This window comes from Mediterraneibacter glycyrrhizinilyticus, assembly GCF_015560805.1.
GTDB classification, from domain to species: domain Bacteria; phylum Bacillota; class Clostridia; order Lachnospirales; family Lachnospiraceae; genus Schaedlerella; species Schaedlerella glycyrrhizinilytica_A.
Genome location: NZ_JADMSO010000001.1, coordinates 140,113 through 156,946 on the forward strand (window position 1 = coordinate 140,113; position 16,834 = coordinate 156,946).

15 protein-coding genes are annotated in these 16,834 nt (G+C 42.2%); 13 read left to right on the forward strand and 2 right to left on the reverse strand.

What is annotated here, in order from left to right:
* Nucleotides 1-133: 133 nt before the first annotated feature.
* The 3 genes from I2H87_RS00675 to I2H87_RS00685 are packed head-to-tail and all read left to right on the forward strand — an operon-like array spanning nucleotide 134 to nucleotide 4,244.
* Nucleotides 134-1,036, forward strand: coding sequence for a carbohydrate ABC transporter permease (locus tag I2H87_RS00675; protein ID WP_022152264.1), 903 nt, complete (start codon nucleotides 134-136; stop codon nucleotides 1,034-1,036).
* A 3-nt stretch (nucleotides 1,037-1,039) separates the two neighbouring features.
* A complete protein-coding gene (locus I2H87_RS00680) occupies nucleotides 1,040-1,885 on the forward strand; it encodes a carbohydrate ABC transporter permease (RefSeq protein ID WP_009267386.1) in 846 nt (281 codons plus the stop codon).
* Between the two features lie 19 nt (nucleotides 1,886-1,904).
* Entirely contained in the window at nucleotides 1,905-4,244 is a 2,340-nt protein-coding gene (locus tag I2H87_RS00685; RefSeq protein WP_022152265.1) for a glycoside hydrolase family 95 protein, read from the forward strand.
* Here the strand turns inward: I2H87_RS00685 and I2H87_RS00690 are convergent, their stop codons facing one another.
* A complete protein-coding gene (locus tag I2H87_RS00690) occupies nucleotides 4,245-5,249 on the reverse strand; it encodes a LacI family DNA-binding transcriptional regulator (protein WP_054703401.1) in 1,005 nt (334 codons plus the stop codon).
* Nucleotides 5,250-5,537: 288 nt separating this feature from the next.
* Here I2H87_RS00690 and I2H87_RS00695 point away from each other — a divergent pair, with 288 nt between their 5' ends.
* The 10 genes from I2H87_RS00695 (at nucleotide 5,538) to I2H87_RS00740 (ending at nucleotide 15,520) form a co-directional block, all read left to right on the forward strand.
* Nucleotides 5,538-6,176 carry a DUF4317 family protein gene (locus tag I2H87_RS00695; protein WP_117550734.1) on the forward strand — a complete coding sequence of 213 codons (639 nt, stop codon included), beginning with the start codon at nucleotides 5,538-5,540 and terminating at the stop codon, nucleotides 6,174-6,176.
* 609 nt (nucleotides 6,177-6,785) lie between these two features.
* A complete protein-coding gene (locus tag I2H87_RS00700) occupies nucleotides 6,786-7,193 on the forward strand; it encodes a C-GCAxxG-C-C family (seleno)protein (RefSeq protein WP_009267379.1) in 408 nt (135 codons plus the stop codon).
* A gap of 5 nt (nucleotides 7,194-7,198) precedes the next feature.
* A complete protein-coding gene (locus I2H87_RS00705) occupies nucleotides 7,199-7,744 on the forward strand; it encodes a prolyl-tRNA synthetase associated domain-containing protein (RefSeq protein ID WP_195609086.1) in 546 nt (181 codons plus the stop codon).
* A gap of 128 nt (nucleotides 7,745-7,872) precedes the next feature.
* Nucleotides 7,873-8,112 carry a hypothetical protein gene (locus I2H87_RS00710; protein WP_009267377.1) on the forward strand — a complete coding sequence of 80 codons (240 nt, stop codon included), beginning with the start codon at nucleotides 7,873-7,875 and terminating at the stop codon, nucleotides 8,110-8,112.
* 245 nt (nucleotides 8,113-8,357) lie between these two features.
* Nucleotides 8,358-10,001 carry an ABC transporter substrate-binding protein gene (locus I2H87_RS00715; protein ID WP_120171021.1) on the forward strand — a complete coding sequence of 548 codons (1,644 nt, stop codon included), beginning with the start codon at nucleotides 8,358-8,360 and terminating at the stop codon, nucleotides 9,999-10,001.
* Nucleotides 10,002-10,079: 78 nt separating this feature from the next.
* Nucleotides 10,080-11,060, forward strand: coding sequence for an ABC transporter permease (locus tag I2H87_RS00720; RefSeq protein ID WP_120171022.1), 981 nt, complete (start codon nucleotides 10,080-10,082; stop codon nucleotides 11,058-11,060).
* A 12-nt stretch (nucleotides 11,061-11,072) separates the two neighbouring features.
* A complete protein-coding gene (locus I2H87_RS00725) occupies nucleotides 11,073-11,981 on the forward strand; it encodes an ABC transporter permease (RefSeq protein WP_022152270.1) in 909 nt (302 codons plus the stop codon).
* Between the two features lie 15 nt (nucleotides 11,982-11,996).
* Nucleotides 11,997-12,986 (forward strand): ABC transporter ATP-binding protein, encoded by a 990-nt coding sequence (locus I2H87_RS00730; RefSeq protein ID WP_195609087.1) that lies wholly within the window; start codon nucleotides 11,997-11,999, stop codon nucleotides 12,984-12,986.
* A complete protein-coding gene (locus tag I2H87_RS00735; RefSeq protein WP_009267372.1) occupies nucleotides 12,979-13,941 on the forward strand; it encodes an ABC transporter ATP-binding protein in 963 nt (320 codons plus the stop codon). Before I2H87_RS00730 ends, I2H87_RS00735 begins: the two co-directional genes overlap by 8 nt.
* A gap of 13 nt (nucleotides 13,942-13,954) precedes the next feature.
* Entirely contained in the window at nucleotides 13,955-15,520 is a 1,566-nt protein-coding gene (locus I2H87_RS00740) for a carboxylesterase/lipase family protein (RefSeq protein ID WP_195609088.1), read from the forward strand.
* Nucleotides 15,521-15,635: 115 nt separating this feature from the next.
* Here I2H87_RS00740 and I2H87_RS00745 read toward each other — a convergent pair whose 3' ends face one another.
* Nucleotides 15,636-16,721 carry a sugar kinase gene (locus I2H87_RS00745; RefSeq protein WP_195609089.1) on the reverse strand — a complete coding sequence of 362 codons (1,086 nt, stop codon included), beginning with the start codon at nucleotides 16,719-16,721 and terminating at the stop codon, nucleotides 15,636-15,638.
* Between the last annotated feature and the right edge of the window lie 113 nt (nucleotides 16,722-16,834).

A 16,834-nucleotide genomic window follows, 5' to 3' on the forward strand; every position in this document is an offset into this window, starting at 1 on the left:
GTGTACAAGGGGATCATTTGTACAACGACTCTAAAGGTGAAATAGACTTCTGGCTGCGAACTTATGAAAATACAAAGTAAAGCGGTTAGAAGTCTATCTTTATATAGTAGGTTATGGAATTGAGGTTACTGATATGGTAAAGAAAAAAAGAAAATTAAGTATCGATAAAAGAAATAACAAGGCAGGATATCTGTTTTTACTTCCACTGATTGTTATTTTTATTGGATTATTAGGATATAGTTTTTACTTTTTGATCACGAACAGTTTTCGGGATGTAACAATCACTTTTCGCAGATCTGAATTTACGGGATTGTTAAATTATAAGACTATCTTCGCAGACAAATCATTTTGGAGATCTTTGTTAAACACATTTATTTTATCTTTTGCAAATATTTTTTGTGGATTGACGTTTGGATTTATCATCTCTATTATCTTGAATTTTAAAATTAAGGGAAAACGGTTTTTCCATGCATTATTTTTTATTCCATCCATGCTGCCTATCGCATTGATGGCCACGGTTTTTGGCTCTATGTTGGAGTATAAGAACGGTATCGTAAATCAATTGTTAAGAGGTGTTGGATTGGGACAACTTGCACAGCGATGGCTGGCGGATCCAAGACTGGCGATGTGGGCAGTATGTTCCGTGTCTATTTTTATGATTGGTATTCCGATCATGTACTATACGGCAGATTTAACTACTATCAGCAGAAGTATTATGGAGGCTGCCACGATTGACGGAGCCGGTATGAAAGACCAGATAATGCTGATCATTTTCCCGGTATTAAAAAATACGCATAAAACAATTATACTTTCAATGCTTTTAGGTGGATTCCGTGAAATGGAACGTGTATTTCTGATGACGGACGGCGGTCCGGGAGGAAGTACGGAAATTGTGGGAACTTACATCTATCGGGCGACAAGATCAGCAGGATCTAATATAGGACTTGTTTGTGCAGCGGCAGTAATTATTTTGATTGTTGCATTTGTGATTTCATTTATTCAATTGAAAATGACAGCAAAGAATGGGCAGGTGTGAGAGATGAAAAAAAGAAAAGAAAAAGAATTAGAACAAGATTTATTTTCGATTTCAAAAGCAAACAGAAGAGTAATGGTGGGCTTTCTCATCATTATGCTGGCATTGTGGTGTATACCGATTTATTCTTTACTAAAAGATTCCTTGAAAGTACATGGTATTGAAAATTACTGGTATGTTTTGACAAATCAGGTAAACGGAGTTCCGTTTTATCAGTATTTTATTAATTCGATCATTAATGCAGTCTGCGCGTCTGCATTATTGGTATTGATCTGTTCATTTGCAGGTTTTGCTTTTTCCAAGATTGAATTTGCAGGAAGAAAATTGATTTATAATTTTGTATTGATGTGTCTTGCAATTTCAGGACCTATTTTAATCATTCCTTTATTTTATATTTTTAAAACCGCGCATTTATATAATACACATATGGCGATCATACTTTCAGAGTGTCTGATCACAATTCCGTTTGGTGTATTAATGATGAAGAACTTTTTTGACGGATTGCCTATGGAGTTGATGGAATCTGCAAATGTAGACGGAGCATCGATCCAGCGGTGTTTCTTTAATATTTATCTGCCACTGGCGAAACCGGCGATCATTAACTTGGCGGTATTGCAGATCATGTGGTCTTTCCAGGACTTTCTGTTCCCATTGATGTTCTTGACGAAAGACAGTGCTTATACGACAACGGTTGCAGTGAATGCTTTTAAAGGTGCATATGGAATGACGCCGCAAAATCTGGGAAGATATAATGCTGCGTTGGTATTGATATCAATTCCGAGTATTTTGATATTTGTATTTGCACAGAAATTTATTGTGAACGGAATTACTTCTGGCGCTGTAAAAGAGTAATAAAGGAAGGGCTGGCAATATGAACACAAAATTGAAGTATATTACTCCGGCGAAATCATTTACCGAGGCTTTGCCTCTGGGAAATGGAAGTTTGGGAGCCATGGTTTATGGCGGTGTTCCGGAAGAACATATTACATTGAATCATGATACTTTTTGGTCAGGAACAGGGAGACGACCGGAAAAAGAAATAGATGCGAAGATATTGGGGCATGCAAGAGAATTACTTTTTGAAGAAAAGTTTTGGGAAGCGGAACAATTTATAAAAGAACATATGCTTGGATTCTATAATGAATCCTATATGCCTTTGGGAGAATTGAATTACCGGTTTGAAGAAATCGGAGAGATTGAACAATATTCTCGAAATCTTGATTTGGAAAATGCAATTTTTTCTTCGGAGTTTTGTTCGAAAAATACGTTATATCAGACGGAAGTATTTATATCATATCCGGCAAAGGCATTGATATTGAGAATGAAAGTATCCGGATCTGAGAAGCTGAATCTTTCTGTAAATCTGAATAGTAAAGTAAGGCATGATATGAAGGCAGAAGTTTCACAGGATCTGTATATTTTTGGAAATGCACCGTCCAATGTTCAACCGAATTATTTAACTTGCGACCATCCCATTACATATGATGAACAAAATCCGGGAATGGCGTTTGGATGTTATTTGCATATTGAGAATACAGGAGGAGAAGTTACTGCATTAAAAGATGAATTAAAAGTGAAGAATGCAGATGAAGTTCTTTTCTATTTGACGGCGGAAGATGGATATCGGGGATATAAAAAGAGGATTGAAAAAGATCCGGAAGTATGCATTGCCCAATGTAGGAAATCTTTGGAGATTTTGAAAAACAGAGATTATGAGTCATTAAAACAGGAACATATTATTGATTATAAATCAGTTTATAAAGATGTAAGACTGGAATTGGAAAAAGAAGAAAGTGATATGCCGTTGGATCAGCGGCTGGCTGAATTTCGGAACGGAAAACAAGATCTGGGATTATTGTGTTTATTTTTTCATTATAATCGATATTTAATGGTTGCATCTTCAAGAAAAGGAAGCCAGCCGGCTAATCTGCAAGGGATTTGGAATGAAAGCATTCGTCCTGTATGGAGTAGTAACTGGACGGTTAACATTAATACAGAAATGAATTATTGGATGAATGGCTCCTGTAATTTGTTGGATAGTTATCTGCCGTTTGTTGAATTTGTAAGTGAATTAAGTGATGCAGGAAAAGAAACAGCCAGAAAACAATACCACTGCTCCGGATGGACGGCAAATCATAATGTAGATATATGGAGACAAACAGGTCCTGTAGCCGGTGAGCCTAAATATGCATATTGGCCGATGGGCGGAATCTGGTTATGTGCGCAGAGCTATGAATATTTTAAATATTCCAAAGATATAGAATATTTAAAAACAAAAATTTTCCCTGCGATGAAAGGCGCGGTAGAATTTTGTCTTGATTGGTTACAGTTGCGGGAAGATGGAAAATATTATACGGCGCCGTCAACATCTCCGGAAAACACATTTGCTGATAAAGAAGGGCGGGCTTGTGGAGTCAGTTACATGACAACATCGGATCTGGCAATTATAAAAGAAATGTTTTTGAATTATGCAGAGGCTGTAAAAGTTCTTGAAGTAAAGGATGATTTGACAAATAAAATTGAGGAGTATCAAAAAAGATTGCCCGAATATCAGATAAGCAAAACAGGAAAAATTCAAGAATGGATTCAAGACTTTGATGAGATCGATGCAGGACATCGACATTTTTCCCCCGTTTTTGGGTTTCATCCGGGACACTCTATTAAAAAGACGGATACGGAATTAGTTGAAGCCTGTAAAAAATTTATAGAAGAAAAAGTGAAAAATTATTCTCAACAAATCGGATGGAGCTGTGCCTGGCTGATCAATCTGTGGGCAAGATTAGGAGATGGAACGAAAGCAAACTATTATTATGAAGAACTGCTTCGTGAATCTGTCTACGATAATTTATTTGATCTGCATCCGCCTTTAGGTGAAACGGATGGAGAAAGAGAAGTATTTCAGATTGATGGAAATTTCGGAAGTGCAAGTGCTGTTGCGGAAATGTTGTTGGAAAGTGAAGAAGGAAAAATTACGATTTTGCCGGCAGTGCCGGAAAGCTGGAAAACAGGTTCTATAAAAGGGCTTTTAGCAGTGGGGAATATCAGGGTAGATCTTTCATGGAAAGATGGTAAACCGGAAAGAATCTCATTATTCAGTGAAAATTCCCAGAATGTTGAGATCGTTTATAAAGGAAAACGGATTGGAGGATTTGTTGAATTAAAGAAAGAGGAGCAGCAAATTTTAGATTTGTGCTCCATGGTAATTCAATAACTAATTTATTTTTCGGATACTTTCCTTGTAGTACATAGTCGGCTTATGCATGATTGTTTGCGGATAATCCGAATAATCGCCGCAAATCCGCTTGTAAAGTAACTTTCCGGCTTCAGTTCCCATTTCGTTTGTTGGTTGTTCAGCAAAAGAGAGCGGCGGATTTACGACATTGGCAAGAGGAAAGTTGTCGAATCCAATAACAGAGATATCATCCGGGATTTTTAAATTTAAATAGTTAATAGCAAGATAAGCGCCAATGGTCATATCATAGTTACTGATGAATATGGCTGTTGGTCTTTTTTTTGTATCCCAGATACGAAGCATTGCTTCATATCCGCCATCAATACTATAATCCCCACATTGGATGTGCTCATCAACAGGTATTAAATCTGCTTCTTTCATAGCGTCAAGAAATCCTTTTAAACGACCTCTGGAAGTGTAGTGCTCAAAATTACCGGTAATGATGGCGATATCTTTGTGACCTAATTCGATCAAACGATGAGTAGATTCGTATCCGGCTAATTCGTTATCTAATACAATGCAGTCTGCTTTATGCTTCTTTATTTCCTGATCAAGGAGAACTAAAGGGATATTGTTTTTCTGGATCAGTTCTATTTGTTTCCCGTCCAGTCCGTAAGGAATCAAAACGATCCCATCAACCATGCGATCGATCAGATACTGTGTTTTGCGCAGTTCCATTTCCGCGTCGTTATGACATTCACATACGATCACACTATATCCAAGAGGTAATAATGTAGATTCGATCGATGAAATCATGGAAGTACAGAATGTAGAATCAAGCATTGGCAGTAAAATAGCAACAGAAAATGATTTTGCATTTCTCAGCCCCTTTGCAATATTGTTCGGATGAAAATCTAAAACCTTGATTGCATCTTCAATAGCTGACCGAGTAGATTCCTTGACTGGTTTTCCGTTAATATATTTTGAAACTGTGCCGACAGAAAGTCCGGCATAAGCTGCAACATCTCGAATAGTAGAAGCCAATAGAAGTTCCTCCTCATAAAGTCTATCATTAGCGTCAATGTGCAAGGGAGCCGTTCATTCCCCTCTTACATTGACATTAATGAAAGTGTAACATAAATACAGTGAATAAGCAATGAAGAGGCGGCGGTATGATCGGCAAATACAGAGAGAAAAAATAATATGCTTGCTTGTAATTTCCAGCGTTTCAGTAATATAATAATAGACAGGGTTTTCCGGGGGGACAGATAAAAGAAAATTTATGAAAGGAATCGCAGACATTTGAAACAATTGAAAATTGATCGGGAAGATATGCTCACTCTTACAAGGCGCATGACACTTTCGAGAAATTCATTTACACGAGTAGCGGGCTGTTATGTGGATCGTGATGGAGAGTTTGACGGAAGCTTTAATACGAATTTTTTAAAACTATCTTCTGCAGACCGCGCAAAAAACCTAAAGCTGGCTAAGGCAGTACCGTTTGCCGAAACAAATACGCATTTGAAAAAATATGAATATCAAAGGGAGATGCAGAAGAATGGCAGTATGTGGCAGCTTTTGATGGCGGTGCGGGAATGTGGTCTGAAAAATGATGCTCTGATGGACGTGTTTTATGATAAAGTGATGGAATCTTGGAATTTAGAATCCGATCAAGACGGCTGTGGGCAGAAAAAAGAAGAATATGCGGTATTTGTATTTCACGACCGCTATGATATTCCGGCAAAAGCGGCGGATCAGGAACGATTGGGCGAGTCGGAGGAAATGTTTGAATATCTGATCGGGGTTGTATGTCCTCTCGTCGGAGATTATGAGCCGGGAGAACCGCAATGGGGATTTTTGTTTCCAATGTTTACCGACGGAGGCGGTGATCTGAATCATGTCGGCGTGTATCAGGCGGATGCGGAACGCGAGTATCCGCATATGCTGAAAAATGTACTGGGAATATCTTAGCGACAGCGTACAAGGGAAAATACGTCTTAAAGCCGTGATTTCGGTGCTTTCAGTGTTTTTTCCTTGCAGGATGATGTCTGAATATGAAAAATAAAAATCCACTGTATCGACTTTGTTCGTTACAGTGGATTTTTAAGATATCGTATCCATTGGATTGTACCTCTCTTCATTAAATTTTGTCCGTTTTAAAAGATTAAGTTTCTGGTGGTCCGTCCTCCTTTTCTTTTGTTGACTTTATAATATCTCTTAATAAGAAGAATGTCAATAATAAAATAAGAAAAATATCGAAAAATATATAAATTAACAGAAAATATGAAGCTTACATGTTAAAAAACAAATAATGTGTTTCAGGTTAAGATTAAAATCATGAAAGTACAATATATAAAGAGAAGAAAGGGAGAGGCATACAGTGTTGGAAAAACAATTTGCAACGTCAGAAAATTTCCGGCGGAGCGGCAGCTCCTTTTCTATGTGGATTTTTCTGTAAATATAGTAAGAACAAGAGAAAAGAAAGTTAATTGCGCCCGCCCGAATATGATATGATGATAGCGTCGGTGTACAAAAATCGTTGTACAAAAGAAAATAAAAAGAGAAAAGAGGGTACGGATCATGGCGAATGTAGTAGATTATCTGGAAAAATATTATAAAGATACGAATTATAACTGTGCGGAGGCAGTGTTCAGCGCGGCAATGGAAGCTTGGGGACTGGATATGCCGAAAGAGACGGTCAAGGCGATGGCAGGATTTGGCGGCGGTATGGGCTGCGGTAATGTCTGCGGCGCAGTGACAGGCGGCGTTGCGGCATTGAGCTGTAAATATGTAGAGGGAGACGGAGGACACACCAGCCCGACATTGATGCAGAAAGTGAAGACTTACATCCGTCTTGTAAAGACGGAATACGGCTCGGAACAGTGCAAGATGCTGAAACCACAGTTTTTCTCAAAAGAAGAGCGGTGTTATCAGACGATTCTCCGGATTGCGGAAGTGTTGGACCGGGTGGATCAGATGGAGGCTTAATAAGAATGAGCGATATTGTAAAAAATGATCGTCCGGAATCAGAAGACGGTCGTCTTGAAAAAGAACTACGCTGTTATGATTTTCTGGATCGGTTGAAAATCCCATACCGGCGGATCGACCATGAAATGGCGATGACGATGGAGGCATGTGAGGAAATCGAACAAGTATTGGAATGCAGTATTTGTAAGAATCTGATGCTGACAAACCGTCAGGAGACGGATTTTTATTTGCTTCTGATGCCGGGAGACAAACCGTTCAAGACGAAAAATCTTTCGGCGCAGATCGGCTCGGCGCGATTATCTTTTGCAAAACCGGAATATATGGAAAAATATCTGGATATTACACCGGGGTCGCTGAGTATATTAGGATTAATGAATGACCGGGAAAAGAAAGTCCGTCTTTTGATCGATGCGGATGTGTTAAAAGAAGAATGGTTCGGATGCCATCCGTGTATCAATACTTCCAGCTTGAAAATGCGGATGCAGGATGTGGAGAATATATTGATCCCGGCGTTAGGTCATGAACCACAGATTGTAGAATTGCATGTATAAGGCGAGAATAGGATGAGTGTATAGAACAAGGGCAGAAATGATATATAAATTGGGCAGGATACGCGTATTTCATTTTGAATATGGAAGATATAATCAAACAAAAATAAATACGCGGAGGACAGAGAATAATGAGAGTAAAACAGATTGTGAATGTAGACGGATTTTATAAAGCACTGGCAAAATGTCAGGGAAGAGTGGAATTGATCACGGACGATCGGGATGTGCTGAACTTAGCATCTACATTGACACAGTTTATAGGGCTGACAACGGTATTCAGCAATCCAAATATCGAGGCATATGAGATCGTATGTTATAACCCGGATGATTTTCAGTATATCAAGGAATTTCTTGTTCCGGCAGAAAAATAAAATGAATAGTAGAAAGACTTTTATTATGGTAAATATCACCAAAATAGAAGTCTTTTTTTGTATATATTTACGGGAGAAATTCACAATGTCATTAAACATAAGTAAAAATGTGACCTGAAAAAACAAAAGCGATTTGATAAGGTCATTTTTAAGACAAAATAAGTAATAAAAGTGAATAGCGGGAGAGAGTAGGGACTGATAAACTAAGTGCAAATAAAAGAGGCACATCAACAAGGAGGAAAATTATGAAAGTAAAAAAGGTTATGGCAATGGCTATGGCAAGCGCAATGATTCTCTCGCTGACAGCATGTGGAGGCGGAAATTCATCTGACGATGCAGCAAAAGGAGGAGAAACACAGTCAGAAGAAAAAGTGACGGTAAATGTTGTGGAGCCGAACAAAGACGCGGCAAATACGGAGAAGACAGACGAGACATTAACTGTGGGGCTTGCATCTGAACCGTCCAGTTTGTATGGAGCATCTGTTGGTAAGACAGAGAATGAGGAGCAGATCATCGGAAATGCAATGTTAGATTCTCTCGTAAAATTTAACTATTCTACAAATGAGATCGAACCAAGTCTTGCAACGGAATGGGAATGGGTTGATGACACACATCTGAAATTCAAACTTCGTGATGATGTGACAATGAGCGACGGAACACCGCTTGTCGCAGATGACGTCGTTTATACATGTAATAAGATCTGGATCGAAAAGAATACAACAAATGATACCGGTAAATATCTTGTGGGAGCAACCGCTGAGGACGAGCATACGGTTGTGATCGAGTTCAACACGGTAGCGCCGGACTTCCTGAAGATGATGAGCTGGACAAACTTCGGAATCGTGTCGGAAGATGAAGTGAATGCAGCCGGAGGTCTTGAACAGATTTCAACAAATCCGTTAGCCGGAAGCGGTCCATACAAATTCAAAGAGTGGAAAAACGGACAGTCCGTTACATTGGAAAGAAATGAAAACTACTGGGATAAAGATTATGCCGGATATTACAAAGAAATCGTATTTACATTCACAAGTGATGCGGCGGCAAGAGAGATGGCAGTAGAATCAGGGGATGCTGATATTGCGTATGATATACCGGTAAGTCAGGCTTCTACATATGCAGAAAATGATTCTGTAAATACAACAATCTATGAGTTTGGTCAGACAACACATCTGTGGTACAACCAGGGCGAAAATGCCGGTGTAACAAAGGATGAAAAAGTTCGTGAAGCAATTGACAAAGCGTTAGACTTTGATGCGATCGCACAGGTCGGAACAGCAGGATTTGCGGATGCTTCTCTTTCTTACTGGGATCCAAGCTGCGACTACTATACAGAAAACTATACAGTAGAAGAGAGAGCTGTTGATGTAGAGGGCGCGAAAGCGCTTCTTGAGGAAGCGGGATATGCAGACGGACTGGAAGTGACAGCATTAGGACTTCAGGATATCACTCCGGTATTGACAGTTATGCAGGCAAACCTTGCGGAAGCAGGAATCACATTAAAGATCGATACACCGGATACGGCACAGTTTGTAGAGGGCGCATTTGGCGGAAACTACGATCTGATCTGTGTTGGAGATACACCAGCGATCAGAACACCTGCAAGTGTTATGCCGTTCCTTCAGAAGTTAAATGTTGAGGGACCGGGCATGGTCATCGGCGGAGCAAAATGGACGAATGATGAATTTGATTCTACGATCACAGAATTGATCAGCGAAGCTGACACAGAGAAAGCGGCAGAGCTTGCTACGACATTGGATGAAATGGTGAAAGACCAGACTGTTTGCTCGAATCTTTATCCAGAGATGAAATCAAGCGTATATGCAAAAGATCTGAAAGGATTTAATACGATCGAAAGAGGTTTCGTTGATGTAACTGGATTCTATGAATAAGTGAGAAACGGCCAGATTCTTAAGTTGCCCGGTGATGAAAATCTCCGGGCAATATTTGAAATAAGAGGAGAATGATATATGTTAAAGTATATAGTAAAAAGAATCTTATATCTGATTCCGATCTTGTTTGGTGTATCAATCATTATTTTTGGATTAAAAACATTTACGCCAGGAGATCCGGCAAGACAGATATTGGGAAACAGTGCGTCGGAAGCACAGGTTCAGGAAAAGAGAGAAGAACTTGGGTTAAATGATCCGGTTCCCGTACAGTATTTTAATTATGTGAAAGGAATTGTAACCGAGGGAGATTTCGGAGTTTCTTACAGAACCGGCAAACCGGTATTGGAAGAGATCGCACCGAGACTTTTGACCTCTGCGAAGATCACACTGGGAGCAGTCCTGATCGGAGCGGTGATCGGCGTCCTGCTCGGTATCATATCGGCGTTGAAAAAATATACATGGGTGGATTCGGGAGTTCTGGTCATATCCATGTTCTTCCAATCGGTTCCCGAATTTGTCGTAGCGCTTGTACTGATCATGATCTTTGCGGTAAATCTGCATATCTTACCGGCAAACGGTATTGAGTCATGGACCGGATATATTATGCCGATGCTGTGTATAGGATTGTCTTCGGTAGCGAGTTACACCCGTATCACAAGATCTTCGATGCTGGAAGTTTTGGGGGAAGATTATATCAGGACGGCACGGGCAAAAGGACAGTCAGAAAAGAACATTACATATCACCACGCACTTCGGAATGCAATGATCCCGGTTGCACAGTCTGTTGGAACCAGTCTTGGAAATACGATCGGCGGAGGAATGGTACTGGAGACCGTATTCGGTGTTCCGGGCGTCGGAAAATATATCGTAGATTCCATTGCACAGCGTAACTATCCATCCGTTCTCGGCGGCGCATTGATCATTGCGATCGTATTGACACTTATCAATCTTTTAGTAGATGTCAGCTTTGTTTTGATCGATCCGCGTTTGAAGACGACGATCATATCCGGCGGAAAAACGAAGAAAAAAAAGATGAAAAAGATAAATGCAGCAGCGTAGGAGGAATGAGAGATGTCGAAAATGAGAACTCCTGCAATGGAGAAAATAGAAAAGAAAAATGCGAAAAGAAAGAAACCGGTGAAATCGACGCCGATGCGTGAATCATGGAAACGGTTCAAACGTAATCCGACCGCATTGATCGGCTTGGGCGTAGTCTGTATTTTGATCCTCGTTGCGATTTTTGCACCGCTGATCGCTCCATATGATTATAAGGTGCAGGATTACAGCGCGATGATGCAGGCGCCGAGCAGCGCGCACCTCTTTGGAACCGATCAGTTCGGACGTGATATTTTCAGCCGTGTTATTTATGGTACGAGATATTCGCTGATCATTGCCTTGTTCTGTACGATCGCCGCACTGTTCAGCGGCGGACTTCTCGGAATCATCGCAGGATATTTCGGTGGAACGGTTGATACGATCATCATGCGTGTCATGGATATTTTCCAGTCGATTCCGATGATCATGATGGCAATGTGTATCGTTGCGGTACTTGGAAACGGTATTCCGCAGCTTGTCGCGGCGATCATGTTTGCATCCATGCCGACGATGGCAAGAAATAACCGGGCCGCGATACTTCGGGTCCGCGGAAGTGATTACATTGAGTCATCCGAAGCGATCGGCGTGAGCCAGATCCAGATGATCTTGAAACATATGATTCCGAATGCGGCGGGAATTATGATCATTTATTTTGTCGGATTTTTAGCGGTATCGATTATGATGATGTCCTCTATGAGTTACATCGGCGTAGGTCTTACAGCGCCGACTCCGGAATGGGGACTGATCCTGAACGACGGAAAAGCATACCTGACATCCGCACCATATATGATGCTGTTCCCGGCATTGATGATCATGATCACCTGTTTTGCATTCAACCTGATGGGCGACGGCTTGCGTGATGCATTCGATCCGAAAATGAAATAAGGAGCGGGATAAAGTATGAGTGAAAATATGTTAAATGTAGAAAATCTTGTCATCCATTACGAGACGGATGAAGAAGTGGTGGAAGCGGTGAATAATATCAGCTTCCGGCTGAAAAAAGGAGAGGTTCTCGGACTGGTGGGAGAGACCGGCGCAGGAAAGACAACGACTGCGCTGGGGATCATGGGATTGCTGCCGCCTAAGGTGGGACATGTGATCCAGGGAAAGATTGAACTGGACGGCGAAAATTTATTTGATAAGTCAGAGCGCGAGATGCGCAACATCCGCGGCAAAAAGATTTCGATGATCTTTCAGGATCCGATGACGGCGCTGAATCCGGTAAAAACAGTAGGAGAACAGATTGCGGAAGTAGTTCTTCTACATAGCCGCTGTTCAAAAGTGGAGGCATTGAAGCGTGCGCAGGACATGCTTGCCATGGTAGGAATTGTCCCGGAACGTTATAAAGACTATCCGCATCAGTTTTCAGGAGGGATGAAACAACGTATCGTGATCGCGATCGCGTTGGCCTGCGAACCGGAACTTCTGATCGCGGATGAGCCGACAACAGCGCTTGACGTTACGATCCAGGCGCAGATTTTGGATATGATGAGATCGCTGCAAAAGAAACAAGGTACATCCATGATCCTGATCACGCATGACCTCGGCGTTGTAGCGGAAATGTGCGATCACTGTGCGGTGATGTATGCGGGCGAACTGGTGGAATACGGAACAGTTGAAGAAATTTTTGACAATCCGAAACATCCATATACAAAAGCATTGTACCAGTCTATTCCGTCATTGGATAAAGATGTGGACAGACTTCATGTTGTTCCGGGGATGGTAACAGACCCATCAAATCTGCCGGAATACTGCAGTTTTGCAGATCGCTGCGAAGCAAAATGCGACCTGTGTGAGAAAGCGGATCCCAAAATGATCCGATTGAATGAAGAGCATTGTGTGAAATGTCTGCAGTACACAAAAGAATGGGAGGGAAAAATAAATGAGTAACTTGCTTGAAATCAAAAATCTGAAGAAATATTTTTCCACTCCCCGCGGAGAATTACACGCGGTCGATAATGTTAATCTGAATATTGAAAAAGGAAAAACGATCGGGGTTGTAGGTGAATCCGGTTGTGGAAAATCTACGCTTGGAAAAACATTGATGAGACTGCATACGCCGACGTCCGGCGAAGTGTTATACAATGGAGAAGATATTGCGGGTATGCCGATGAAAGAGTTCAAACAAAAATATCGGACCAATATCCAGATGATCTTTCAAGACCCGTATGCATCGTTGGATCCGCGTATGAATGTATTGCAGCTGATCGAAGAACCGATCAAAGTCAATCATAAAGATATGTCGAAAGCGGATGTGACGGCGAGAGCAAAAGAGATGATGGAACTGGTAGGACTGGCGAAACGTCTGGAGGGCTCTTATCCGCATGAGCTGGACGGAGGACGGCGCCAGCGTATCGGAATTGCAAGAGCATTGTCATTGAATCCGGACTTCATCGTATGTGATGAGCCGGTTTCCGCGCTGGATGTGTCGATTCAGGCTCAGATTTTGAACCTGCTTCAGGATCTGCAGGAGGAGCGGGGACTGACTTATATGTTCATCACGCACGATATGTCTGTTGTAAAGCATATTTCCGATGATATTGCGGTGATGTATCTTGGACAGTTGATCGAAAAATGTCCTGCCAACGAAATCTTTAAAAATACGATCCATCCATATTCGCAGGCGCTGCTTTCGGCGATCCCGATTCCGAACGTGCATGTGAAAAAAGAGCGGATGATCTTGAAAGGCGAGCTGACATCTCCGATCGATCCGAAACCGTGCTGCCGTTTTGCGGCACGTTGCCCATATGCAAGCGAGGGATGTATGGAGAAAGAACCGGAACTGCGCGAAGTAAAACCAAATCATTTTGTTGCATGTCATTATGCGGAAAAATTTATGAAATAGAGAGAATAAAAATATGAAGAAAGTGATACGAACTCCGGATTTTCCGATCGTAAGGACAAAGCAGGGAAAACTTCATGGATATCAGGAAGATGATGTATTTCACTTTTACGGGATCCGATACGGAAGAGCAGAACGATTTCAGTTACCCGAGCCGGAACCGAAATGGGACGGGATCCGGGATGCCAAATCCTATGGTTATATCTGTCCGTTGATGCCGGAGGAAGAACAGCAGGAAGACAGTCCGATGTCTGCGCCGGGAAATTCTTTCGAGATGCAGCATGTATACTGGCCGATGAAAGAACAATGTCTGTATTTAAATGTCTGGACAAAACATTTAGAAAAGTCTGCAAAAAAACCAGTCATGGTATGGCTGCATGGCGGCGGATTCTCGTGTGGTTCTTCAATCGAAATTCCGGCATATAACGGTCATAATCTATGCGATTATGGAGATGTGGTGATCGTAAATCTGAATCACAGGCTGAATTGTCTCGGTTTTCTGGATCTGAGTTCTTTTGGAGAAAACTATAAATATTCCGGATGCGCAGGCATGGCGGATATTGTACTTGCACTTCAGTGGGTAAAAGAGAATATTGAAGTATTTGGCGGAGATTCGGACAATGTGACTGTGGCCGGGCAGTCCGGGGGCGGCGGAAAGGCAGCGATCTTAATGCAGATGCCTCTGGCAGACGGGCTTTACCATAAAGTGATCTCACAAAGCGGAGCATTACGGGATCGTTCGGGTACAAATATTACAGATGAAAAAAGACATTGGCAGAGTTTAGGAGAAAAAACAGCGGAAATACTTGGCTTAACGAAAGAGAATATTGAGACGATCGACGGCATTCCTTATGAAGAACTGGCAAAAGCGGCGGTGCAGGCAGGAAAGGAGCTGGGACTTCCGGGAGGGATGCTGCTCTTTGAACCATCGCCGACAGAGGGATTCTATGAGGGGCTTGCCAGTATCGTGGGATTCCGGGAAGAAACAAAACATATACCGGTTATGGCGGGGACAGTGCTCGGAGAATTTGCATTTATGCATTATCTTGGCGATAAGACACGCTATACGGAAGTGGATAAATATAATATTCTGGAGCAGAACTATGGAAAAAATACAATGAGTATCATCAAACAGTTCCGCAAGTTGTATCCGGGAATGGATATTTTGTATGCATTGAGTGTCGATACATTGTTTCGCCCGCAGACAACCGCATTTCTGGATCGACGATCCGAGTTTACAAAAGCAAAATGCTACAGTTATATGATGAACGTTATTATTCCATATCTGGGTGGGCTTGCTCCGTGGCATTGTGCGGATATACCGTATGTATTCCGTAATGTAGAGATGGAACCGGCTCATTGTACCGGATATCAATATGCGGAAAAACTGCAGGATCAGATCAGCAAGGCCTGGATCGCCTTTATGAAAAAAGGGAATCCGTCAACAAGATCTTTGAAATGGAGCCCTTACACGAAAGAGCATCCGGACAGGATGATATTTGCGGAAGAATGTGGTATGGAAGAGCGAGATGATTCTCGATTGTTGAAGTTGATAAGTGAAAGTTGTAAAAAGAAATATTAGCGTTTTGGTTTTTGAACGTCGGCGCTGAATTTAAGTGAAGTATATTTTAAACGGGGAAACTGCCGTCTCGCAGTCTCCCCGTTTCTTTTTAAGTCCCTATGCTATGTTTTTGTGATTACCGTTTGATGTCGTAATTCATGTTCATCAGATTGCGGATCGTGTCCGCGTCGTCCGTGATGTTGCCGTCGCCCCGGATCGTGTGCTTGATGACGCTACTTGCCACGGCGAAGTTGACCATATCCATCGGCGGATATTCATGCATCATCGCGTAGATCAGACCGCTTGCGAAAGCGTCTCCGCCGCCTACCCGGTCAAGGATCGTGAACGTAAATAACTTGCTTTCAAACGTATGTCCGTCATACCACATGAATGCTTTCAGGCTGTTTTCACTTCCGCTGTGCGCATAACGCACATGTCTGGCGATGCACTTGATGTTCGGAAAACGCTCTACAAACCGGCGGAAGATCTCGTCCTGCTGTTCGTAGCTTGGCTGGAGCGGTACGCCGTCCTTGATGTCTCCTTTTGCGTGGTCATTTTCGTCATTCCAGAGGTGATACGGTTCGATGCCGAAGAGCACGTCCACATAAGGAAGACAGGCGGTACAGAAATCGCGCGCCTCGTCCCAGCTCCACAAGGTACTGCGGAAGTTGCCGTCAAAGCTGACGGTAAGTCCCAGCTCTTTTGCGGTTTTGAGGCAGTCCATGACAAATGCGGCACAGCTTTTTGCAAGCGCCGGAGTGATGCCGCTCAAATGAAGCCATGTGTAGTCTTTCAGCAGGTTTTTGATGTCGAATCCATTGAAATCATATTCGCTGAAAGCGCTGTGCTTCCGGTCGTAAGTGACTTTGCTGGCGCGGATCCCGTATCCGGTTTCCAGATAGTACGTTCCGAGCCGGTGCGTCGGCGTCTCTTCCGGTGTGCTCAAGATGATCGGCGTGCAGTGGACGTCGTTGCTGCGGAGCATCCGGACCGCGCTTTTTCCGAGACTGTTGTTCGGCACAACCGTAAAAAAAGTGCTGTCCACGCCGAGGTTGGCGAGCGCCAGAGCGATGTTGGCTTCGCTTCCGCCGTAACTTGCTTCAAAATTGGTCGTCACGCGGATCTTCTCGTAGTTCGGCGGAGTCAGACGAAGCAGGATCTCGCCGATCGTGATAAACTTTTCGTCGCTGGCAGGTACCAGCAGAGGATTGATATGTTGCATAGGTCCCTCCTAAACATAAATAGATTGACAGCCCCGGAAACATACCGGACTGTCAATCTTATTTTAGTCGATTTGATTTTGAATTACAATGCAATGATAGAAGTCTTTTCAAT